Origin of the sequence: Streptomyces sp. AC602_WCS936 (assembly GCF_019049125.1) — a bacterium.
Classification (GTDB): Bacteria; Actinomycetota; Actinomycetes; order Streptomycetales; family Streptomycetaceae; genus Streptomyces.
Genome location: NZ_JAGMUF010000089.1, coordinates 22,368 through 43,555, shown reverse-complemented (window position 1 = coordinate 43,555; position 21,188 = coordinate 22,368). Strand labels below are relative to the sequence as shown.

Below are 21,188 nucleotides of genomic sequence, written 5' to 3'. Positions count from 1 at the left end.
TGGCCACCGTGCCCGGACCGTGCCGATCGAGGCGCGTAGCCTCGATCGGCACGGGAACTACAGACGAAGGGAATGCGAAGAAGGGACGACGTCCGGCTGGTGCCGGGCCGGGAAGGCGAGATGGCAGCCGAGTCGCGTTGGGACAGGACACTGGCTTCCGAGGAGATCACGAACCGCACCGCCAGCTTCACCGGGGAGCTGCACAATGTGACCGGTGCGCGCCTGGTCGCGGAGGAGTTCCTCTACGACCTGGCCCGTGCGGCACCGCCCGCACAGCCGGAGCACTGGGACGACATCCTGCTCGTCGTCACGGAGCTGGCGGCGAACGCGGTGCAGTACGCCCCGGGACCCTTCCAGCTGCGGCTGCGCCGTACCTTCGACGGCGTGCACGTGGTGATGCACGACACCAGTACGACGGAGCCCGCGCCGCGCCCCTTCCATCCGAGCAGCGGCGGCGGGGGCATCGGCTGGCATCTGATCCACACCCTCTCCGACCAGGTGAGCGTCGTCGCCGGCGAGCGGGGCAAGGACATCCACGTCTTCCTGCCGTGGTGAGCGGCGGCCGGCTCCGTCAGGGAGCACCGGCGTCGCGCAGCGGCACCAGCACGCTGATCGTCTTGCCGCCCGCCGCCCGGCGGTCCACGGCGATGTCACGGGCCAGGCGTGCCACGAGCGGCCAGCCGTAGCCGCTTCCGTGGTGCCGGGTGGGGAAGGCGTACGCGGCACGCGGCACGACCGCGCTGTGGTCGTGGACGGCGATCCACATCCCCTCGTCCGTGGGCCGGACCTCGAAGCCGGCCAGTCCCTCGCCGTGGCGGATCGCGTTGGTCACCAGCTCCGAGACGACGAGCAGCAGATCGACGACGTCCTCTTCGCGCACCCCCCGGCCCGCTCCCCACTGCGCCCGCGCCACCGACTCCGCGTACGCGCGTGCCGCCGCCGCGCTGGTCACGGCTGCCGGTGCCGCCACGCCGGGCGCCGTGACGCCGGACGAGGCCGTGATGATCCCGTCGGTTGGTTCCATGTCAGTGGTGTCCCTGGTGTTCGCCGTGCTGTCGTTCGGCACCGGGTCAGTCCGCGGAGGTCTCCCGCGGCGGCAGCCGATGGTAGTAGTCGCCGACGGACGCCAGGTACTCCCGGTCCATCGTCTCGCTGTCGGTGCGGAACCGGGGCGCGGCCTTGACCTGCGCCCTGGTGCAGGCGACTGTGACCGTGCGCGCCCCGGGGTCGATGCCCCGGACCATGCCGACGGGCACGAGCACGCTGCGGCCGAAGACCCAGACGCCGGTGTCCACGACCAGGTGCCGCATGCCGAAGTGCTCGGCCTGCCGGTCCACGTGCCCGATGGTGCCGTCGGTGGCGACGACGGTGCAGCCGGTGAGGTCCTGTCCCTCCACGTGACCGCTTTCCGCCGCGTACGACCAGATGCTCTCCATCGGCACGCCGTCCCTTCCCTCCCGCATCGATACGACCGTGATGACGACTGCGGGGCCGGGCGACGCCACGGGCCGGACCGGCTCCACAGCAGCAGATACCCGTCCCGGCCCGCCGCATTCGGCCCCCGTTCGATCAGGCCGCTCCATCGGATGACGCCCCGCTTTCGCCGGCGCCCGCGACCCGAGGCGGCCTCTGGGCTATTTTTCTCCTTGAGCAGATCCGTGAGCAGATCCGTGAACTGCGGGAACGCACGCACAGGTCGCCGGACCGCGCCATGCGGTCCGGAGGGGGTTGTCGAGTCCTCGATTCCGAGGGCTCCTGGGGAGCGGAACGAGGGTGCGCATGACCAGCGACAGCACCGGACCCGTCGATTCGGGTCCGGGCGATCAGGAGCTGCGCCGCCTCCTGGCGGGCCTGACGGCCGTCCGGGACGGTGACTTCGGCACCCGTCTGCCGGACGAGGCGGACGGCCTGATGGGCGACATCGCCAAGGTCTTCAACGGCATGGTGGACCAGTTGTCCGTGTTCACCTCGGAGGTCACCCGGGTGGCCCGCGAGGTCGGCACGGAGGGCACCCTCGGCGGCCAGGCACGGGTGCCCGGAGTGTCGGGCACGTGGGCCGATCTGACGGACTCGGTCAACGCGATGGCGGGGAACCTGACCACCCAGGTCCGTGACATCGCGCAGGTGGCCACGGCGGTGGCCAAGGGCGATCTGTCGCAGAAGATCGACGTGGACGCCCGCGGCGAGATCCTGGAGCTCAAGAACACCATCAACACGATGGTCGACCAGCTCTCCGCCTTCGCCGACGAGGTCACCCGCGTGGCCCGCGAGGTCGGCACCGACGGTCGGCTCGGCGGCCAGGCCGACGTGCAGGGCGTCAAGGGCACGTGGCGCGACCTCACCGACTCGGTGAACTTCATGGCGGGCAACCTGACCAACCAGGTCCGCAACGTCGCCCAGGTGGCGACAGCGGTGGCCAAGGGCGACCTCTCCCAGAAGATCACCGTGGACGCCCGCGGCGAGATCCTGGAGCTCAAGAACACCATCAACACGATGGTCGACCAGCTCTCCGCCTTCGCCGACGAGGTCACCCGCGTCGCCCGCGAGGTCGGCACCGAGGGCAACCTGGGTGGGCGGGCCCAGGTGCGCGGGGTGTCGGGCACCTGGGAGGACCTGACCGACAACGTCAACTCCATGGCGAACAACCTCACCGGCCAGGTCCGCTCCATCACGCAGGTCGCCACCGCCGTGGCCAAGGGCGACCTCTCCCAGCGGATCACCGTCGAGGCCAAGGGCGAGGTCGCGGCGCTGGCCGACGTGATCAACACGATGGTCGACACGCTCTCCGCGTTCGCCGACGAGGTCACCCGGGTGGCCCGCGAGGTCGGCACCGAGGGGCGCCTCGGCGGCCAGGCGCACGTGCCCAACGTCGCGGGCACCTGGAAGGACCTCACGGACAACGTCAACTCCATGGCCAACAACCTCACCGGCCAGGTGCGCAACATCGCGCTGGTGACGACCGCGGTGGCCCGGGGCGACCTGTCGAAGAAGATCGACGTCGACGCCCGCGGCGAGATCCTGGAACTGAAGACCACCATCAACACGATGGTCGACCAGCTCTCCGCCTTCGCCGACGAGGTCACCCGCGTCGCCCGCGAGGTCGGCACCGAGGGCCGCCTCGGCGGCCAGGCCGAGGTCGAGGGCGTCTCCGGCACCTGGAAGCGGCTCACGGAGAACGTCAACGAGCTGGCCGGCAACCTCACCCGCCAGGTCCGCGCGATCGCCGAGGTGACCTCCGCCGTCGCCGAGGGGGACCTGACCCGCTCCGTCAACGTGGAGGCGTCCGGCGAGGTCGCCGAGCTCAAGGACAACATCAACTCCATGGTGGAGTCGCTGCGCGAGACGACGCGGGCCAACCAGGAGCAGGACTGGCTCAAGACCAACCTGGCCCGCATCTCCGGGCTGATGCAGGGGCACCGGGACCTGCCCGTGGTCGCCGAGCTGATCATGGACGAGCTGGTGCCGCTGGTGTCGGCCCAGTACGGCGCCTTCTACCTGGCGGAGGACGGCGAGGCCGGTCCCGAGCTGCGGCTCGTCGGCTCCTACGGCTACCCAGAGGACTCCACCAGACCCACCCGCATCGCCTTCGGCCGCACCCTGGTCGGGCAGGCCGCGCGCAGCCGGCGCACCATCGTGGTGGACGAGGTGCCGTCCGGCTACGTGACCATCTCCTCCGGCCTCGGCGAGGTGGTGCCGTCCGCCCTGGTGCTGGTGCCCATCGTGGTCGAGGGCCAGGTCCTCGGTGTCATCGAGCTGGCGTCCGTCGCACCGTTCACGCAGATCAACCGGGACTTCCTGGAACTGCTGATGGAGTCCATCGGCGCCAACGTCAACACGATCGTGGCCAACGCCCGCACCGACGAGCTGCTCGCCGAGTCGCAGCGGCTGACCGCCGAACTGCAGGCCCGCTCGGCGGAGCTCCAGGTGCAGCAGGAGGAGCTGCAGCGCTCCAACGCCGAGCTGGAGGACAAGGCGTCCCTGCTGGCGACGCAGAACCGGGACATCGAGGCGAAGAACCTGCAGATCGAGCAGGCGCGGCAGGAGCTGGAGGCCCGGGCCCAGCAGCTGTCGCTGGCCTCGAAGTACAAGTCGGAGTTCCTGGCCAACATGAGCCACGAACTGCGCACCCCGCTCAACAGCCTGCTGATCCTGGCCCAGCTGCTCGCGCAGAACCCGTCGCGCAACCTCACGCCGAAGCAGGTCGAGTACGCGGGCATCATCCACTCCGCGGGCTCGGACCTGCTCCAGCTGATCAACGACATCCTGGACCTGTCGAAGGTCGAGGCCGGGAAGATGGACGTCTCCCCCGAGCGCGTGACGCTGCGGCAGCTCATCGAGTACGTCGAGGCCACCTTCCGGCCGATGACGACGCAGAAGGGCCTGGAGTTCACGGTGAAGACGGCCGCCGGAGCACCGGCGGACCTGCTGACCGACGACTCGCGGCTGCGCCAGGTGCTGCGCAACCTGCTGTCCAACGCGGTGAAGTTCACCGAGCGGGGCGGCGTGGAGCTGGCCGTCGAACCGGCGCCGGACGACGAGGTGCCGGCGGGCGTGATCCGGGGCGGGGCGGTGGTGGCCTTCCGGGTGAAGGACACGGGCATCGGGATTCCCGAGCAGAACCTGGAGTCGATCTTCGGCGCCTTCCAGCAGGCGGACGGCACGACGAGCCGCAAGTACGGCGGCACCGGGCTCGGCCTGTCCATCACCCGGGAGATCGCCCAGCTGCTGGGCGGCGCCGTCACCGTGGACAGCACGCCCGACCGGGGCAGCACCTTCACGCTGTTCCTGCCCGTGGCCCGGCCCGACTTCGAGGAGCTGCTGGACCACGGCCCGGAGCAGCCCGTCGCCGGGTCGCCGGCCGACGCGCCGGCCCGCCAGGCTCCGGCGGCCGAGCTCACCGGCGGCCACCGGCAGCGCCCCCGGCGGCTGCTCGTCGTGGAGGAGCGCCCCCGGGGCCTGCTCACCCTCGTCGCGGAGAGCGTGATCGCCGACCTGACGCACGGGCGGGACGACACGGGCGAGCGGCCCCCGCTCGACGTGATCACGGCCGTGGGCGCGCAGGAGGCCGCCGGTGCGCTGGCCGCCGAGCCGTGCCACTGCGTCGTACTGGAGCTGGGCATGCCGGACGCCGAGGCGTCCCGCTTCCTGCGGGCCCTGCGGGGCGACTCGGCGCTGGCGAGCGTGCCGGTGCTCGTGCACAGTGGTCACCGCGCGGACGCCGCCCTGGAGGAGGACCTGCGCTCCGGTCCCGGCGGCGGGGCGCTGGAGTTCCTGTCCAGCCTCGACGAGTTGCGCGAGCGCATCGCCCTGCACCTGGCCGCCGAGGAACCCGGGGACGTGCTCTCGCTGGTCCGGCCCGAGGAACCGCAGCGCCTCGCCCCGCCCACGGTGGACGACTCGCCCGGCGGGCGCACCGTCCTCGTCGTCGACGACGACGCGCGCAACCTCTTCGCGCTCAGCGGCATCCTGGAACTCCACGGTTTCCGGGTCCTGCACGCGGAGAACGGGCGCCGGGGCATCGAGACGCTGGTGGACCACCCGGAGGTCGCGCTGGTGCTGATGGACGTGATGATGCCGGAGATGGACGGCTACGCGGCGACGGAGGAGATCCGCCGGATCCCGCGGTACGCCGAGCTGCCGATCATCGCGGTCACGGCGAAGGCCATGCCGGGCGACCGGGAGAAGAGCCTCGCCTCGGGCGCCAGCGACTACGTCACCAAGCCCGTCGACACCCAGGACCTGATCGCCTGCGTCCGACGGTGGCTGCCCGCATGAGCGCGCCGGCCCCCGTCCCCTACTCCGGTGGGCCGGGCGGTGCGCGGCGGTCGGCGTCGCGCACCGTGGCGGTCTCCAGCCGAGGAGAGTCGCACACGTGAGCACGTCCGAAGAGCCCCGCGAGCCGGGCGACGCCGCGCCCCGGGACGCGTCCGCCGCGTCACCACCGGCGTCCGGGCCGCCGCACTCCTGCGCGGTGGACGGCCCGGCGGCCCCTCTGCGCGGCATGACCCCGCTGTCGCCCGTGGGCCGGCTGGCGGCCACGGTGGAACGGCTCAGCCGCGAGGTGCGGGCCGCGCAGGCCGAGGCCGAGGGGCGGGCCCTGATCGAACTGGCCAAGGGCGTCCTGGTCGCCCGGCTGGGCTGCGGTCCGGCGCAGGCCGCCCGGCAGCTGGCCGAACTGGCCGAGCAGTCGCAGGTGACGCCCCTGGAGTTCGCGGTCGACGTGATCAACCAGGCCGCCCGGGACCGGGTGTCGGAGGTGACGGACGCGTTCCTCACGGCCACCGCGGCCGTGCGCGGCGCCGACGCCGACGACGGCGCGGACACCGGGGAGGCGGGCGCCGAGTCGGCCGCCGTGCGCCTCAGGGCGGCCGAGAGCGGCGCGCTGGCCGCGGGCGACACCCAGGCCGTCGCCGACGCCCTGCTGAAGCAGGCGCTGCGTCCGCTGGGCGCGGCCGCCGTGGCCATCTGGGCGGCCGGGTACGACGGGTCGCTGACGCTGGCCGGCAGCGCGGGCTTCTCCGCGGCCGAGGCCACCCGCTGGCACTATGTGCCGCCGGACGTGACGACGGTGGCACGGTGCGGGCTGACCGAGCGCGCGGGCCAGTGGTTCACCTCCCTGGCGGAGACCGGGCTGCCCAGCGTGGGCCGGCACCAGTACCCGGACGGCGGCAGGGTCGCCGTGCCCGCGGGCACCGGGGGCCGCATCCACGGCGTGCTGGAGATCGTCTGGCCGGCGCCGCTGGTCCCGCAGCCGCCGCAGGTGGTGCGCCAGGTGGAGGCCCTGGCGGAGCTGTGCGCGCACACCCTGGAGTCGTACGTGCCGCCGCGCGGTGCCGGGCAGGAGCCACGGGTCATGCCGGACGCGGTGGAGCTGATGGACCTGGCCGACGGGCTGTACGACCCCGCGCTGGTCCTGGTTCCGCATCTGGACGCCTACGGGCACCTGGCGGACTTCCGCATCCAGCATGTGAACGAGAGTTTCCTGGACCCGGCGGGCCGGCCGCGTGCCGTCGTGGGGGGCGCGCTGCTGCTGGAGGCCTACCCGATGGCCGCCGGGGACAGCGAGCTGTTCCAGAACGTGGAGCGGGTGTACGCCACCGGCGAGCCGTTCCGGGCGCGGCGCATCAACCTGACCGCGCTGGTGGACCAGGTTCCGCTCTCGGCGGTCGCGGACATCAGCATCAGCCGGCACGGCAACGCCGTCCTGCTCATCTGGCGCATCGAGGACGAGACGGCCCGGCTGGCCAGCCTGCTCCAGCACGCCCAGCGCCTCGGCCGCATCGGCGGTTTCGAGGAGAACCTGCTCACCGGTGAGATCACCTGGAACGGGCAGCTCTTCGACCTCTACGGGCGCCCGCAGTCGAGCGCCCCGGTGCCGCTGGAGGAGCTGACCGCGCACGCCCACCCGGACGACGCCGTCACCATCGGCCGGTTCCTGCGCACGCTGCTGCACCACCGGCGGCCGGCGTCGGCGGCGTTCCGGCTGCAGCGCCCCGACGGGGTGACCCGGCACGTGCGGGTGGTCGCCGAACCGGTCCTGGACACCGACGACCGGCTGCTCCTCGTACGCGGGGCCTATCAGGACATCTCGGCCCAGCACTGGACCGAGGTGGCGCTCGCCGCCACCCGCGACCAGCTGGCACACACCGAGCAGCAGGCCATCGAACGCGCCCGGCTGACCTTGCAGCTCCAGCACGCGATCATGCCGCCGGCCCAGATCCCGCTCAAGATGCCCGACCTCCGGGTGGCCGTCCGCTACCGGCCCGCGGAGACCGAGCAGCTGGTGGGCGGCGACTGGTACGACGCCGTGCGGCTGCCGAACGGGCTGGTGCTGCTGTGCGTGGGCGACGTCTCCGGGCACGGCATAGAGGCGGCGACCAGCATGGTGGTGCTGCGCAACGCGCTGCGCGGCCTGGCGGTGACCGGCGCCGGCCCGGGCCAGCTGCTGTCGTGGCTCAACATCGTGGCGCACCATCTGACCGGCGGCATCACCGCCACGGCGGTGTGCGGGCTGTACGACCCGGCCCGGCGCACGCTGCGCTGGGCCCGCGCGGGACATCTGCCGCCGGTGCTGGTCCGGGGCGCCGAGGCGGGACCGCTGCCGCTGGTCAAGGGGATGCTGCTGGGCGCGGTGGCCGAGGCGTCGTACGAGGAGGACGAGGTGCGGCTGGCGGCCGAGGACACGCTGCTGATGTACACGGACGGTCTGATCGAGCGCCGCGACCGCTCGGTGGAGGAGGCGCTGGCCCAGCTCCTGAACACGGTCCGTCCGGCGCCGAACTCCCTGGACCAGCACCTGGACCGGCTGCTCACCTACAGCAGGTCGGACACGGACGACGACACGTGTCTGGTGGGCATCCGGGTCGGGTGACGCGGGGCACGTACGCCCGCCGCGGACGGGTGGGTGTGACGGACGGATTCGGGGGTAATCGCCGGGCGCGGTGGGACATGACGTACCACCGCCCGGCCGTTTGTTGGAGGTACACGTGCCCATAGCCCAGAACCCGCTGTCCGTCGAGGTGACGCTGGAGCGGGAGGAGGTCGCGCTGCTCAAGGTGGCGGGATACCTGGACGTCGACACCGCGACCGAGTTCCAGCACCACCTGGCCAACCAACTGCACCACGGGCGGCGGCACTTCCTGCTGGATCTGTCGGAGGTCCCGTTCATGGACTCCTCCGGCATGAACATCATTCTGCGCGTCTACCAGGAGGCCCGCGAGCTGCCGGGCAGCGTGCACATCATCGCCCCCACCGCGGCGGTGCGACGGGTGCTGGATCTCACGGGGGTGAGCATCACGGTGCCGGTCTCCGAGAGCGTCGACGAGGCGCTCTCCCGCGTCGACGCGCAGCCGGAGGGCCCGCAGATACCGGAGGCCTGAGTTCCTGTCCTGCCCGACGCTCATCCGGACCGTTCGTGCGGGAGCAGGTGTCGTGCGAGGTCGGCGGGTGGTTACAGTTGACGCCCGGCAGAGACACGTCGCCGCCACGCAGCTTTCTGGGTGCTGCGGCGCAACGCGGATGAGGGAGTGGGACAGGTGCCGGATCAGGCGGAGGGAACGGCGGGATCGCCGACGCACGAGGTCAGGGACTTTCTGCGGCGCCGCCGTGAGCAGATCGCCCAGCGATGGGCGGACGAGCCCTTGTTCCGGGCGGTGTTCACCGTCTCGCGCGACGAGGCGGTCGAGGCGGGCAAGACCGTGGTCGACGCCCTGGCCCAAGTCGCGGACGCGGACCGGGTCGAGGACCCGGACGCCGCCGGGTTCACGGCGGTGCGCGAGCAGTTGGCGCGGATGGGCGCGGCGCGTTCCCGGGCGGGCCTGAGCACCGCCCAGGTGTCGGGCGAACTGGCCGCTCTGCGCCCGCCGGTGGAGAACCTGCTCCTGGCCGATCTCCCGGACGCCTCGGTCGAGCACTCCCGGGCCTGTGTCACCACGCTGAGCGTGCTGATGGGCACCCTGCGGGTCGTGGTCATGCAGACGGCGCTCAGCGAGGGACAGGCGCTGATCGACCGCCAGCGGCTGCAACTGCTGGAGGTGGCCACTCCGGTGATCAAGCTGTGGGACGGCATCGTGGCCGTCCCGCTGATCGGCACGCTGGACAGCGCCCGCAGCCAGGTCGTGATGGAGACGCTGCTGGAGTCCATCGTGGAGCAGCAGGCGCGGTACGCGATCCTGGACATCACCGGGGTCCCGACCGTGGACTCGCTGGTGGCCCAGCACCTGATGAAGACGGTCGCGGCGGCCCGGCTGATGGGCGCCGAGTGCATCGTCTCCGGCATCCGGCCCGCGATCGCCCAGACGATGGTCCACCTCGGTCTGGACCTGGGCACCGTGGTGACCCGGGCGAGCCTCGCCGACGCGCTGGGCTACGTGCTGCACCAGCTCGGGGTCGGGATCGTGAACCCTGGTACGAACGGCACGGTCACGCGGTGAGCGGCGGGTTCCCGGGGCCCCACGGGGGTCCCGTGACAGGTCATGTCCCGGTGCTGCGGCTCGGCGAGGTGCTGCTGGTCACCCTCCAGGGGGACCTGCACGACAGCACGGCCCAGCAGCTCCAGCAAGACCTCGCCGAGACCATCTCCCGCAGCGGGGCGCGGGGGGTGGTCATCGACATCTCCGGGGTGGAGATCGTCGACTCCTTCCTCGGCCGGGTGCTGGCCGAGATCGCCGGGCAGACCGAGCTGCTGGCCGCGCGGACCGTGATCGTCGGCATGCGGCCGGCGGTCGCCATCACCCTGGTGGAGCTGGGCCTGACGCTGCCGGGGGTGCACACCGCGCTCAGTACCGAGGTGGCCATGCAACTGCTCACGGAGCACGCGCCGTCGTCCCGCTACGGCGGCCTGCGCCGGGAGAGTTTGTGATGCCCACCACCGCGGGCGCCCAGGCCCGCCTGCCGATCCGTTCGGACATGGATCTGGTGTGGGTACGTCAGCACGTGCGGCAGGCGGCCGCGCAGCTCGGCTTCGGTCTGGTGGACCAGACCAAGCTGGTCACGGCGGCCAGCGAACTGGCCCGCAACACGCTGGTGTACGGCGGTGGCGGGACGATGGAGACGGAGCCGGTCACCGAGGGCGGTGCGCAGGGGCTCCGGCTGACCTTCAGCGACGAGGGGCCGGGCATCGCGGACCTGGAGCAGGCGCTCAGCGACGGTTTCACCTCGGGCGGCGGGCTGGGCATGGGGCTGGGCGGGGCGCGGCGTCTGGTGCACGACTTCGCGATCGAGAGCGATCCGGGGGCGGGCACCACCGTACGGGTCACCTCCTGGGTGGGCCGGGCCCCCCGCCCGCGTGAGGAGTCCTGATGCCGCGCGTGTGGGACGTACCGGTGCACGACTCCACCCGGGTGCGCGACGCCCGGGTGGCCGCGGAGCACGCGGCGGCCGTGGCCGGGCTGGACGAGCAGCGCACCGCGACGGCGGCGCTGGTGGCGACCGAGCTGGCGACCAATCTGCTCAAGCACGCCGGGGGCGGTCAGGTACTCATCGACGTCGTCGCTCCGCCGGTCCTCGCGTCCGGCCGGGAGCGGAACCTGCTCGTGCAGGTCGCGACGGTCGACCACGGTCCCGGGATCGGCGACGTGTCCGCCGCGCTGAGCGACGGCTTCACCACGACGGGCTCCCTCGGCGCCGGTCTCGGCACCTGCGCGCGGCTGTCCGACGACTTCGACCTGCACAGCGTCCCCGGCCGGGGCACGGTGGTGGTCGCCCGGATCGGTGCCATACCCGTAGCCACGGCCGGCGACCGGGGTCCGGCGGCCCGGGTGCGGGCCGGGGCTGTGAACGTGCCGTTCGGCGGTGCGGAGTACTCGGGCGACGCCTGGGCGTGGGTCCGGTCCGGGGACCGGGTGACGCTGATGCTGGCCGACGGGCTGGGCCACGGCCCGGAGGCCGCCCGCGCCTCCACCGCCGCCGTGGAGGCGCTGCGCGGCGCGGCCCATCTGCCGCCAACCGAGGCGCTGCGGCGGCTGGACACCGCGCTGTCCGGGACCCGCGGCGCGGCCGTCGCCGTGGCCCAGGTCGACACCGGTGCCGCGGTGCTCCGCTTCGCGGGCGTCGGCAATATCGGGGCGCGGCTGTGCGAGGGGGGCACCTGGCGGCACCTGGTGTCCCGGCCGGGCATCGTCGGCACCCACCGGCCCGCCACCCTGCGCGAGGAGGAGACGACGTGGGCGGACGACCGGGTGCTGGTCCTGCACAGCGACGGCCTGCCGAGCCGCTGGACGCCGACGGACGACACCTGCCGTACGGCGGCTGATCCGGCGGTCACGGCGGCCGTGACGGTCCGGGACGCCAGCAGTCCGGCCCGTCCGGTGCGGGACGACACCGCCGTGGCCGTGCTTGCCTCGACCCCGCCGGACGGCCCATGACCCGTACCTGGCAGATCACCGACCTCACCGACGCGGCGCGGGCGCGCATCGCCACCGCGCGTCTTGCCGCGGCCTACGGTGTGCCGCCGCTGGAGCGCGCCCGGCTGCTGGCCTCGCTCGGCGCGCAGCTGCGGCTGTGTCTGGCCAAGGGAGGTACGTGGCGGCTCACGCTGGAGGCGGGCACGGCCTCTCCCGCCACCGGGGAGGCGGAGGCCGGCCGGGGTGTGCTGCACGCGGTGGTGACGCCGTCGCGCGACGCCGCGGCCGCCGGTCAGCCGCCGTGGCGGGTCACGGTGCCCTGCCCGGAGGCGGTGCCGACCGCCGATGCGGACGTCGCGGTGGACGACCCGGCCGCGCTGGCCGAGGCCCTGCTCGGGGCCGACGAGGACACCGCACTGGTCCTGGAGCGGCTGACCGAGCAGGAGAACCTGGTCGACTTCCACCGCGAGGAGTTGCAGCAGACCAACCAGGGCGTGGTGGCGCTGCACGCCGAGCTGGACGCGGCCGGGCGCGCCCAGCGGAAGGCGTTCGCCGCCGAGCGCAAGGCGCGCACGGAGGCGGAGAACGCCCGGCGCCGGCTGACCTTCCTGGCGGACGCGAGCGCCGTGCTGACCGCGTCGCTGGACCACCACGAGATCGTGCGCCGGCTGCCGGAGCTGCTGGTGCCCGAGTACGCCGCCACCGTCGACGTCTGGCTGTTCGACCAGGACGGCGACCGGCCGGGTCCCGCCCATCCGGCCGCCGCCGTGGTCGCCGCCCGCACCGGCCGGCCGCAGTACGCCGCCCCGTATCCGGGCGATCTGCCGGGTGTCGACGACCAGCCGCCTTCGGCGCTGGCTCCGGATCGCCCCCTGCTGTGCATCCCGTTGCCGACCCGGCAGGCGCCCCTGGGCGTGGTGACCCTGTCCCCGCCCGGGGAGCGCTGGGACCCGGACGACGCCGTGATGGTCATCGAGCTGACCCGGCGGGCGAGCACCGCGATCGACCACGCCCAGCGCTACCAGCACAACCGCGACATCGCGGAGACACTCCAGCGGGCCCTGCTCACGGAACTGCCCGCCCCGCCGGGGCTCGCGATGGCGGCGCGCTACCTCCCGGCCACTCACGGGCTGAACATCGGCGGTGACTGGTACGACGCGTTCCGGCAGCCGGACGGCGGCGTCATCGCCGTGGTCGGCGACGTGACCGGGCACGGGCTGCGCGCGGCGGTGATGATGAGTCAGCTGCGTACGGCGCTGCGGGCCTACGCCGTCGACGGCGGCAGCCCCGGCCGGCTCCTGACCCGGCTGCACACGTTCCTGCACCACCTCCAGCCCGATCTGTTCGCCACGGCCGTCATCGCCCGCTTCCACCCCGACGAGCCCACGCTGACGTGGGCCGCCGCCGGCCATCCGCCGCCGGTGCTGCGTACCCCGGACGGGCGGGTCCAGACCCTGGACGCCAAACCGGGCGCGATGCTGGGCATTCCGCTGAAGCAGGAGATCGCCGACCACACGGTGCCGCTGGCGCCGGGTTCGACGCTCGCCCTGTACACGGACGGCCTGGTGGAGCGGCGCGCCCGGGGCATAGACCCGGGTATCGCGCGGCTGGCCGAGACGCTCGGGTCATTCGGCCCGGCGGCGCTGGAGACGGACCTGGAGGGTTCGGCGGACGGCATCCTGGGTCCGCTGCTCAGCGACTCGGAGCGGGACGACGACGTCTGTCTGCTGCTCTGCCACCTCCGCGGCACCCGCTGACCTCGCTCCCCCGGCCGGCCGGGCACCGCTCGCCCACCGGAAAGTTCCCGCCCGTTCACTCCCGCCCGGTGCGCTCCGGGCCGGGGCGGGGCATGGTGGTGATCAGGACGTGTCGCCTGCCTGCCGCGCCCGGCTGGCCGGATCCGGGCGGGCGCGATGGGATCGACGAGGTGCGAAACAGCGATCCGGGGGCACGCGAACGGCGTTCGCGGCAGACCGCCTGGAGCCGCAGAAAGGGATGAACACCGTGACACGACCCAGGATCCTGGTGGTCGGCGCAGGCTTCGCCGGCGTGGAGTGCGTCCGTCGTCTGGAGCGCAGGCTCTCCCCCGGCGAGGCCGAGATCACCCTGGTGACACCGTTCTCCTACCAGCTCTATCTGCCGTTGCTGCCCCAGGTGGCCTCCGGTGTGCTGACTCCCCAGTCGATCGCGCTGTCCCTGCGCCGCAGCAGCAAGTACCGCACCCGGATCATCCCGGGCGGCGCCATCGGCGTGGACCTCAAGGCGAAGGTGTGCGTGGTGCGCACCATCACCGACAGAATCGTCAACGAGCCCTACGACTACATCGTGCTGGCGCCCGGCAGCATCACCCGCACGTTCGACATCCCGGGCCTGACCGACCACGCGTTCGGCATGAAGACGCTGGCGGAGGCCGCGTACATCCGCGACCACGTCATCGCGCAGCTCGACCTCGCCGACGCCAGCCAGGACCCGGTGGAGCGGGCCTCGCGGCTGCAGTTCGTGGTGGTCGGCGGCGGGTACGCGGGCACCGAGACCGCGGCCTGTCTGCAGCGGCTGACGCACGCGGCCGTCAAGCGCTACAACCGGCTCGACCCGGGTCTGATCAAGTGGCATCTGATCGACATCGCGCCGAAGCTGATGCCGGAGCTCGGCGAGAAGCTCGGGCGGGACGCGCAGGAGGTGCTCACCCGGCGCGGCATCGAGATCTCGCTCGGTGTCTCCATCGAGAAGGCCGGGCCCGAGGAGGTCACCTTCACCAACGGCCGGGTGGTGCCCACCCGCACGCTGATCTGGACGGCCGGTGTGGTGGCGAGCCCGCTGATCGCCACGCTCGGCGCGGAGACGGTCAAGGGACGGCTCGCGGTGACGGCCGAGATGTGCCTGCCCGACCACGACGGGGTGTTCGCGCTCGGCGACTCCGCGGCCGTGCCTGACCTCGCCAAGGGCCAGGAGGGCGCCGTCTGCCCGCCCACCGCCCAGCACGCCATGCGGCAGGGCCGGCACGTCGCCGAGAACATCATCGCGACCCTGCGCAACCAGCCGATGCGGCCCTACGTCCACAAGGACCTGGGTCTCGTCGTGGACCTCGGCGGCGCCGACGCGGTCTCCAAGCCGCTCGGTGTCGAGCTGAAGGGCCTGCCGGCCCAGGCGGTGGCCCGCGGCTACCACTGGTCGGCGCTGCGCACGGGCGTGGCGAAGGCGCGGGTGGCGGCCAACTGGGCGCTCAACGCGGTGGCGGGCGACGATTTCGTGCGCACCGGCTTCCAGGCCCGCAAGCCGGCCAAGCTGCGGGACTTCGAGTACACGGACGCCTATCTGACGCCGGAGCAGGTGCAAGAGCGCGTCGCGGAGGCGGGCGGGGCCCGGCTGTGACCCTGTGGCGGTCACGGGCGCGCGGCATGACATCCTGAGAAGCGGATCTCGGCGTGAACCGGCCGGGAGTCGGGCGTGTGAGTCGGGAGAGTGTACGGCGGCGTGAAGGCAGCGGGGCGCTCGGTGCGGACACGGCTGCGGGACCGGATCGCCGCGTCCGACCCGGGGCTGCTGCGGCTGACGGCGGGCCTGCGGACGGTCGGCGCCATCGCTCTGGCGCTGGGTGTGCTCGCCGCGTTCGGCGCGGACGTCACCCATCTGGTCGCGGGCGCCATGGCGGCGATGGTCGCCACCTTCGCCATCCGCGAGAAGGAGCTCGGCGCGCAGGCGGTCACCCTGGCACTGGGACTGCCCGTCGCCCTGGCCTCGGTGTCGGTCAGCTCGCTGCTCAGTTCACGGGTCGTCGTCGGCGACGCCTTCTTCGTCGTCCTCATCTTCTTCGCCGTCTTCGTGCGGCGGTTCGGCGACCGCGGCACGGCGCTCGGGCTGATCGGCTTCCAGGTCTACTTCGTCTCCCTGTTCGTCGGCGCCGACGTGTCGGTGCTTCCGGGGGTGCTGGCCGCCATCGCGGTGGCGTTCGCGTGCAGTGCGGTGGTGCGCTTCGCCGTGGTGCCGGCGACACCGGCGGGTGTCCTCCAGCGGCTGCGGCAGGCCTTCCGGGCGCGGCTGGCCCAGCTGATCGCCACGCAGATCGAGCTGCTGGACGCCGGACCGGACGGGATCGAGCGGACGCTGGAGCACCTGCGGGACGGCACCGCGCGCCTGCACGAGACGGCCCTGATGATCCAGTCCCGGCTGGAGGACGGCACCCCGGACGCGTCCACGGCGCGTCTGGTGCAGCGGCGCATCGCGGACGCGGAGATCGCCGCCGAGCGGCTGGGCCTGCTGCTGCTGACCGCGCGCAGCGCCGAGCGGGCGGACACCCTGACCCTGCACCTGCCCGGGGCGCCGGCGCCGTCGGTGGGCAGTTCCCCGGCGCCGGGCGAGGCCACGGAGATCCTGCGCCGGGACCTGGGGGCGCTGCGCACGCTGGTGCTGCGGCCGCCCGCCGAGGCACGCGGCACCGCGCTGTCCCACCTGCGCAACCGGCTGCTCGGTTACCGCGACGAGGACAACCTGCCGGAGGCGATCCCGGCCGTCCAGGACGTGTTCCGCGGCATCGGTGAGGCCGCGAGGGCGGTCATGGGCCTCAGGATCGCCCTGGACGGGCCGCAGGACGAGTCGGACGACACTCCGGCGACCACCAGGTCCCGGGAGGAGCTGGACGCCGAGGACGCCGCGATCGACGCGGGCGAGGAGGAGGCGGAGAAGGACGAGCCGACCGGGCTGCGGCGGCCCACCACTCGGGCCGCGGTACAGGTCTCGGTGGGGTCCTCGCTGGCCATCGTCGGCGGGGAGTTCCTGTCGGCGCAGCGCTGGTACTGGGCGGTGCTCGCCTGCTGGATCGTCTTCCTGAACACGGCGTCCACCGGGGAGATCCTCGTCAAGGGCTACCGCAGGGTGCTGGGCACCCTGTTCGGGGTGGTGGCCGGCATCGTGCTGGCCGGCCTGGTCGGCGGCCACACGTGGATCGCGTTCGGGCTGGTGCTGCTGCTCATCTTCGCGATGTTCTACACGGCGCCGCTGTCGTACACACTGATGTCGTTCTTCGTGACGGCGATGCTGGGGCTGCTGTACACCCTGCTGCACACCTACAGCCTGTCGGTGCTGCTGCTGCGCATCGAGGAGACGGCGCTCGGCGCGGCCTGCGGGATCGTCGCGGCGGCGCTGGTGCTGCCGATACGCACCGACCGCCGTACGAACGAACTGCTCGGCACGGTGCTGGAGCGGCTCACCGACGTCACCGAGGGTGCCGTGGACCAGCTCAGCGGCGGGCCGGCGGCCGATCTGCTGGACAAGGCGCGGGAGCTGGACCAGGCGCTGGGCGATCTGCGGGCCGCCACCTCGCCGCTGACCCATCCGATCACGCCGCTGCGGGCCCGCCGCAACACCGCCCAGTACGTGGTGGCGCTGCTGGAGACGTGCGCGTACCACGCGCGGTCGCTGGCGGCCACGGCCGAGCTGCTGCCGACGCACCCGTCGATCGCGGCGGACCCGCGGCTGCGCGGGGCGGTGCGGCGCACGGTGCGCAACATCGAGGCGATCGCCGCGCGCGTCGCCGACGAGGACGCGGAGACCGGGGTGGAGACCGGGCCCAGTATCGCCTCGCTGCTGCAGTTCGAGGCGGGCGGGGTGCCGCGGTACGGCCGGATCACCGGGCGGGTACTGCGGCACCTGGAGCGTCTGGACGAGGCGGTGGTCGGTCTGGCCCGGCCGCTCGGCGTCGACGTGGCGACGCCGAAGCGGTGAGGTTCAGAAGTCGCTGGGCAGACCGCTGGCCTCGGCTATGCCGCGCAGTTCCTCGTTCTGCTGGTGGCGTTCCTTGAGGTAGTCGGCGATCTCGCCGAGGCGCTCGGGGTCGGAGGCGGTGGCCGCGTCGGTGACGACCCGGACCGGGCCGGTCTCGTCGGTACTGATTTCCACGACCTCGTTGTCCAGGCGGCCGGTGACCGCGGTGGCGATGACCAGTGCGGCCTCGTCCCTGATCTCCTGGGGCAGCGCCTCGGCGCTGTCCCCGTCCAGGGAGAAGTCGATGGTGGGCATCTGGTGCTCGTCGATGGCCTGGAGGACCGGTTCGACCACGCTGAGCAGGAGCTGGTAGTCGTCGTTCTCCATGCGTACGCGCAGGAGGTCGAGGTAGACGTCCACGGGACGTCCGTCCGGCGGAGGAATCTCGTGTTCGTTCATTCGCCCCGTGTTCCCCGGTCCGCGCGGCTCAGACCCTGCGCCAGCGTGCGAGGGCGAAGGAGAACACGCCGAACAGCACCAGGCCCGCGGCGACGCAGACCAGCAGCCAGGGGCCGAGCGGGGTGTCGGCGAAGGAGCGCAGGGTGTCGTCGAGGCCCTTGGCCTTGTCGGGTTCGTAGTCGACGGCGGCCCGTACGGCGAAGGCGCCCGCCGCGGCGAAGACGATCCCGCGGGCCGCTCCGCCGCCGACGCCGGTCACGTCGACCAGCCGTCGGGCCCGGGGGCTCAGCTCGCCGAGTTTCAGCTTCTTGTGGTAGCTGCGGCGCAGTGCCTGTACGGCGATGACGACGCCGGCGACGGCGATGGCGGCGCCGGCCAGGCCCACGATCCAGCGCCCGGCGGGCATCTCCATGACCTTGGCGGTGACGTCCCGGGACTGCCGGTCGCTGGAGCCGCTGCCGCCGGAGCCGGCCGCGAAGGCGAGGACCGAGTAGGCGACGAAGGCGTAGAACACGCAGCGGGCGGCGGCCGGGAGCCGCTTCTTTGCCGTGCGGCCGTCCTTGCCCGTGACGCCGAAGAGTGCCTCGGACAGCCGCCACAGGGCCATGCCGACGAGTCCGGCGCCCAGCGCCCACAGCAGTACGGCGCCGAACGGCTTGTCCGCCAGCTCGGCCAGGGCGCCGCCCCGGTCGGCCTGCCGGCTGCCGGTGCCGAAGGCGATCCGCAGTGCCAGGACGCCGACCAGCAGGTAGATGACGCCACGGGCGGTGAGTCCTGCCCGGGCGGCCCCCTCGGCGGCCGAGCCGTTCGCGGCCCGGCGGGCCCGGCCGCGGCCGGAATGTGCGAGAACACGTGCGTTCATCGTGAGCCTCCCCTCCGGGACAGCGGATGCCCCGGCATCACGGCCGCACACCCGGCGTCCGGCTTCCCGGTCACGACCGGCTTCCGGAGCGGCCCGTACGCCCTTTCGATGGCCTCGTACGCCCGCGGACACGCCGGCTGCCCGCACACCGCCGGGGTGTGCGGGCAGCCGGTACACCAGCCGTCCTCGAGGTCAGTCCGCCGCGACCGCGGGCTCGGGGGCCGGGACCGGAGGGGCCGCGAGCTGCCGCCGGGCGGCCTCAAGGGCCTGCCGGACGTCGCGCGTGCCGGTCGACACGCACAGCGTGTACGCCAGGTCCCGCGTCCGGGGGCCGGGTCCGCCCAGGTCGTCGGCGGGTTCGTGCAGGGCCGCCGCCTCGTACTCGTCGAGGAGCCCGCGCAGCACCGCGGGGTGGGGCATCAGCATCCGTCTCGTTCCTCCTCCGTCGCCCGGTCCGTCAGGTCCGCACCGGGCGGCCGGTGCCCCGCTGGCCCGTCCGCTGCCCCATCGCCTCGTCCCGCACGCGGGCGCAGCTGCGGCTGATGAGCCGGGAGACGTGCATCTGCGAGATGCCCAGGCGGTCGGCTATCCGGCTCTGTGTCATGTCCTCGAAGAAGCGCATGTAGAGGATGGCCCGCTCGCGTTCGGGCAGCCTGCGCAGCCCTTCCTTGGCGGATTCGCGGTCGATCACGGTGTCGTACGAGGCGTCGGCGGCGCCGAGGGTGTCCGCGAGGCTGTAGCCGTCGTCGCCGGCCGAGAGTTCGGCGTCCAGCGACAGGGTGCTGAAGCTCTCCAGCGCCTCCATCCCGGCACTGACCTCCTCCTCGGTCAGCCCGGTGTGGGCTGCGAGGGCGGCCACCGACGGTTCGGGGCTGCCGGGGCTCTGGGTGAGCTCGCGTCGCGCCACCCGCACCTTGTTGCGCAGTTCCTGGACCCGGCGGGGCACCCGCAGGGCCCACATCCGGTCCCGGAAGTGGCGCTTGACCTCGCCGGTGATGGTGGGCACGGCGTAGCTCTCGAAGGCGCCGCGCTCCGGGTCGAACCGGTCGACGGCCTTGACCAGGCCGAGCGCGGCGACCTGGCGCAGGTCCTCGATGGACTCGCCGCGGTCGCGGAAACGGCCCGCGATCCGGTGGGCCATGGGCAGCCACGCGGCGACGAGTTCGTCGCGGAGGGCGTCCCGCTCGGGCCCCTCCTCGAGGCCGGCCAGCCGGCCGAAGAGGGCCATGGTGTCGGGGGCGTCGTCGTGCCGGCGACGGGCGGGGGCGGCGGTGGTTTCGGTGGACTCGGGCGTTCCGGGACGGACGGTGGGTGTTTCTGTGAGCATGCGGATCGCTCCTGAACGGTGGTCTCAGGGGACATTCCGCGGGAACGGCGCCGGCCGGGTCACTCACCCGGAGGACCCGAGCAGCCATACCGCTCCCGCTGCTGCGCCTCCGGTCCGAAGCACGAACTTGCGACTGCCCCTGCCCCGGTGGAACAAACTCCGCTTTTGCAAAAGTACTCAGGACAGCGGAACGACCACGGTGATGCACTTGCCTCCCGACGGCAGGTCTGCCACGCGTACGTCACGGGCCAGCCGGCAGACGATCGGCCAGCCCCGGCCGCCGACGCGGCGGCGTCCCTCGGGGTCGGTCTGCGGCACGGCCACCGGAAGGTCGTGGCTGCGGTCGCACACCGACAACTCGACGCCTGGTCCGACCACGTCGACCCGGAAGTCGGTGATGCCGCCGCCGTGCAGGATCGCGTTGGTGGTCAGTTCCGAGGCGACCAGCACGGCGTCCGACAGGGCGTCCGCGTCGCAGGACGCGTGGTCCCCGGTGCCGCAGCACTCGTTGACGACGCGTTCGACGGTCTGCCGTGCCTCGGCGGGTTTGCACGGCCGGTGCAGGCCGGCGCCGGGCCGGGCGACGGCGGGTCGGGTCGGGTACCTTTCACTCATCCGTCAGCTCCCTGGTCGGTGGGACTAGCCGTTACTTCCGGCTGACCTCTGCCGGTACCCCCAAACCTCCGGCCCCCCTTACGGCTCAGGGGCCATCCGGGCGGCCGTCGGGGGTACGCGGAAGACATGACGGATGTTGTGGACTCGGACGAACTGCTGCGCCGCATGCACCGGGCGAGGGCCTGCGCGGTGGAGCAGGAGCGGACCTGGCGGGCCCGGAGCGAGGAGCTGCGGCCGACCGATCCGGACGGCTCCCGGGAGGCCGCCGTACGGACGATGGCGTACGAGGCCGTCCTGCGGGTGCTGGACGAGGTGCTGACCCCGGGGCGCGGTCCCCGGTGACCGGGCGCGGGACGGATTGACGGCGGCCCGGCCGGGAAAC

19 protein-coding genes are annotated in these 21,188 nt (G+C 73.0%); 12 read left to right on the top strand and 7 right to left on the bottom strand.

The features are described 5' to 3' along the window. Positions 1–120 precede the first annotated feature (120 nt). Positions 121–555 carry an ATP-binding protein gene (locus KUM03_RS25355; protein WP_217251601.1) on the top strand — a complete coding sequence of 145 codons (435 nt, stop codon included), beginning with the start codon at positions 121–123 and terminating at the stop codon, positions 553–555. A 16-nt stretch (positions 556–571) separates the two neighbouring features. Here the strand turns inward: KUM03_RS25355 and KUM03_RS25350 are convergent, their stop codons facing one another. After that, positions 572–1,024 carry an ATP-binding protein gene (locus KUM03_RS25350; protein ID WP_217251600.1) on the bottom strand — a complete coding sequence of 151 codons (453 nt, stop codon included), beginning with the start codon at positions 1,022–1,024 and terminating at the stop codon, positions 572–574. A 46-nt stretch (positions 1,025–1,070) separates the two neighbouring features. Beyond that, entirely contained in the window at positions 1,071–1,463 is a 393-nt protein-coding gene (locus KUM03_RS25345) for a PRC-barrel domain-containing protein (protein WP_254399861.1), read from the bottom strand. Positions 1,464–1,779: 316 nt separating this feature from the next. Here KUM03_RS25345 and KUM03_RS25340 point away from each other — a divergent pair, with 316 nt between their 5' ends. The 10 genes from KUM03_RS25340 to KUM03_RS25295 all read left to right on the top strand — a co-directional run bounded on the left by KUM03_RS25340 (position 1,780) and on the right by KUM03_RS25295 (position 17,564). Further along, the gene (locus KUM03_RS25340; protein ID WP_217251599.1) at positions 1,780–5,775 is read left to right on the top strand and encodes a HAMP domain-containing protein; all 3,996 of its coding nucleotides are present in this window, start codon (positions 1,780–1,782) and stop codon (positions 5,773–5,775) included. Positions 5,776–5,872: 97 nt separating this feature from the next. Further along, a complete protein-coding gene (locus KUM03_RS25335) occupies positions 5,873–8,371 on the top strand; it encodes a SpoIIE family protein phosphatase (protein ID WP_217251598.1) in 2,499 nt (832 codons plus the stop codon). Between the two features lie 115 nt (positions 8,372–8,486). Continuing rightward, positions 8,487–8,879 (top strand): STAS domain-containing protein, encoded by a 393-nt coding sequence (locus tag KUM03_RS25330; protein ID WP_217251597.1) that lies wholly within the window; start codon positions 8,487–8,489, stop codon positions 8,877–8,879. 156 nt (positions 8,880–9,035) lie between these two features. Then, entirely contained in the window at positions 9,036–9,932 is an 897-nt protein-coding gene (locus KUM03_RS25325) for an STAS domain-containing protein (protein ID WP_217251596.1), read from the top strand. After that, positions 9,929–10,360 (top strand): STAS domain-containing protein, encoded by a 432-nt coding sequence (locus KUM03_RS25320; RefSeq protein ID WP_217251595.1) that lies wholly within the window; start codon positions 9,929–9,931, stop codon positions 10,358–10,360. The genes KUM03_RS25325 and KUM03_RS25320 overlap by 4 nt, the downstream gene beginning before the upstream one ends. Then, entirely contained in the window at positions 10,360–10,800 is a 441-nt protein-coding gene (locus KUM03_RS25315; protein ID WP_217251594.1) for an anti-sigma regulatory factor, read from the top strand. Before KUM03_RS25320 ends, KUM03_RS25315 begins: the two co-directional genes overlap by 1 nt. Further along, entirely contained in the window at positions 10,800–11,864 is a 1,065-nt protein-coding gene (locus KUM03_RS25310) for an ATP-binding SpoIIE family protein phosphatase (RefSeq protein WP_217251593.1), read from the top strand. The genes KUM03_RS25315 and KUM03_RS25310 overlap by 1 nt, the downstream gene beginning before the upstream one ends. Next, positions 11,861–13,600 carry a PP2C family protein-serine/threonine phosphatase gene (locus KUM03_RS25305; RefSeq protein WP_217251592.1) on the top strand — a complete coding sequence of 580 codons (1,740 nt, stop codon included), beginning with the start codon at positions 11,861–11,863 and terminating at the stop codon, positions 13,598–13,600. The genes KUM03_RS25310 and KUM03_RS25305 overlap by 4 nt, the downstream gene beginning before the upstream one ends. A 238-nt stretch (positions 13,601–13,838) precedes the next feature. Next, positions 13,839–15,215 (top strand): NAD(P)/FAD-dependent oxidoreductase, encoded by a 1,377-nt coding sequence (locus KUM03_RS25300; RefSeq protein WP_217251591.1) that lies wholly within the window; start codon positions 13,839–13,841, stop codon positions 15,213–15,215. Between the two features lie 102 nt (positions 15,216–15,317). Then, positions 15,318–17,564 carry an FUSC family protein gene (locus KUM03_RS25295; RefSeq protein WP_217251590.1) on the top strand — a complete coding sequence of 749 codons (2,247 nt, stop codon included), beginning with the start codon at positions 15,318–15,320 and terminating at the stop codon, positions 17,562–17,564. A gap of 3 nt (positions 17,565–17,567) precedes the next feature. Here the strand turns inward: KUM03_RS25295 and KUM03_RS25290 are convergent, their stop codons facing one another. The 5 genes from KUM03_RS25290 to KUM03_RS25270 all read right to left on the bottom strand — a co-directional run bounded on the left by KUM03_RS25290 (position 17,568) and on the right by KUM03_RS25270 (position 20,806). Further along, on the bottom strand, positions 17,568–18,002 hold the full coding sequence (locus tag KUM03_RS25290) for a hypothetical protein (RefSeq protein ID WP_217251589.1): 435 nt from the start codon (positions 18,000–18,002) through the stop codon (positions 17,568–17,570). Positions 18,003–18,030: 28 nt separating this feature from the next. Beyond that, the gene (locus KUM03_RS25285) at positions 18,031–18,864 is read right to left on the bottom strand and encodes a DUF1206 domain-containing protein (protein WP_217251588.1); all 834 of its coding nucleotides are present in this window, start codon (positions 18,862–18,864) and stop codon (positions 18,031–18,033) included. Positions 18,865–19,056: 192 nt separating this feature from the next. After that, entirely contained in the window at positions 19,057–19,290 is a 234-nt protein-coding gene (locus tag KUM03_RS25280; protein ID WP_217251587.1) for a DUF5133 domain-containing protein, read from the bottom strand. A 31-nt stretch (positions 19,291–19,321) separates the two neighbouring features. Continuing rightward, positions 19,322–20,191, bottom strand: a complete 870-nt coding sequence (locus tag KUM03_RS25275) for a SigB/SigF/SigG family RNA polymerase sigma factor (RefSeq protein ID WP_217251586.1) — start codon at positions 20,189–20,191, stop codon at positions 19,322–19,324. A gap of 177 nt (positions 20,192–20,368) precedes the next feature. Further along, the gene (locus KUM03_RS25270) at positions 20,369–20,806 is read right to left on the bottom strand and encodes an ATP-binding protein (RefSeq protein ID WP_217251585.1); all 438 of its coding nucleotides are present in this window, start codon (positions 20,804–20,806) and stop codon (positions 20,369–20,371) included. 126 nt (positions 20,807–20,932) lie between these two features. On the opposite strand from KUM03_RS25270, the gene KUM03_RS25265 reads away from it, so the two are divergent. Next, positions 20,933–21,148 carry a hypothetical protein gene (locus tag KUM03_RS25265; protein ID WP_217251584.1) on the top strand — a complete coding sequence of 72 codons (216 nt, stop codon included), beginning with the start codon at positions 20,933–20,935 and terminating at the stop codon, positions 21,146–21,148. Positions 21,149–21,188 lie beyond the last annotated feature (40 nt).

Excerpts from the sequence above, each read along its gene's own strand:
- KUM03_RS25355 (WP_217251601.1), top strand. The coding sequence starts at position 121 with ATGGCAGCCGAGTCGCGTTGGGACAGGACACTGGCTTCCGAGGAGATC.
- KUM03_RS25350 (WP_217251600.1), bottom strand. The coding sequence starts at position 1,024 with ATGGAACCAACCGACGGGATCATCACGGCCTCGTCCGGCGTCACGGCG.
- KUM03_RS25345 (WP_254399861.1), bottom strand. The coding sequence starts at position 1,463 with ATGCGGGAGGGAAGGGACGGCGTGCCGATGGAGAGCATCTGGTCGTAC.
- KUM03_RS25340 (WP_217251599.1), top strand. The coding sequence starts at position 1,780 with ATGACCAGCGACAGCACCGGACCCGTCGATTCGGGTCCGGGCGATCAG.
- KUM03_RS25315 (WP_217251594.1), top strand. The coding sequence starts at position 10,360 with ATGCCCACCACCGCGGGCGCCCAGGCCCGCCTGCCGATCCGTTCGGAC.
- KUM03_RS25310 (WP_217251593.1), top strand. The coding sequence starts at position 10,800 with ATGCCGCGCGTGTGGGACGTACCGGTGCACGACTCCACCCGGGTGCGC.
- KUM03_RS25305 (WP_217251592.1), top strand. The coding sequence starts at position 11,861 with ATGACCCGTACCTGGCAGATCACCGACCTCACCGACGCGGCGCGGGCG.
- KUM03_RS25300 (WP_217251591.1), top strand. The coding sequence starts at position 13,839 with ATGAACACCGTGACACGACCCAGGATCCTGGTGGTCGGCGCAGGCTTC.
- KUM03_RS25290 (WP_217251589.1), bottom strand. The coding sequence starts at position 18,002 with ATGAACGAACACGAGATTCCTCCGCCGGACGGACGTCCCGTGGACGTC.
- KUM03_RS25285 (WP_217251588.1), bottom strand. The coding sequence starts at position 18,864 with ATGAACGCACGTGTTCTCGCACATTCCGGCCGCGGCCGGGCCCGCCGG.
- KUM03_RS25280 (WP_217251587.1), bottom strand. The coding sequence starts at position 19,290 with ATGCTGATGCCCCACCCCGCGGTGCTGCGCGGGCTCCTCGACGAGTAC.
- KUM03_RS25275 (WP_217251586.1), bottom strand. The coding sequence starts at position 20,191 with ATGCTCACAGAAACACCCACCGTCCGTCCCGGAACGCCCGAGTCCACC.
- KUM03_RS25270 (WP_217251585.1), bottom strand. The coding sequence starts at position 20,806 with ATGAGTGAAAGGTACCCGACCCGACCCGCCGTCGCCCGGCCCGGCGCC.
- KUM03_RS25265 (WP_217251584.1), top strand. The coding sequence starts at position 20,933 with ATGACGGATGTTGTGGACTCGGACGAACTGCTGCGCCGCATGCACCGG.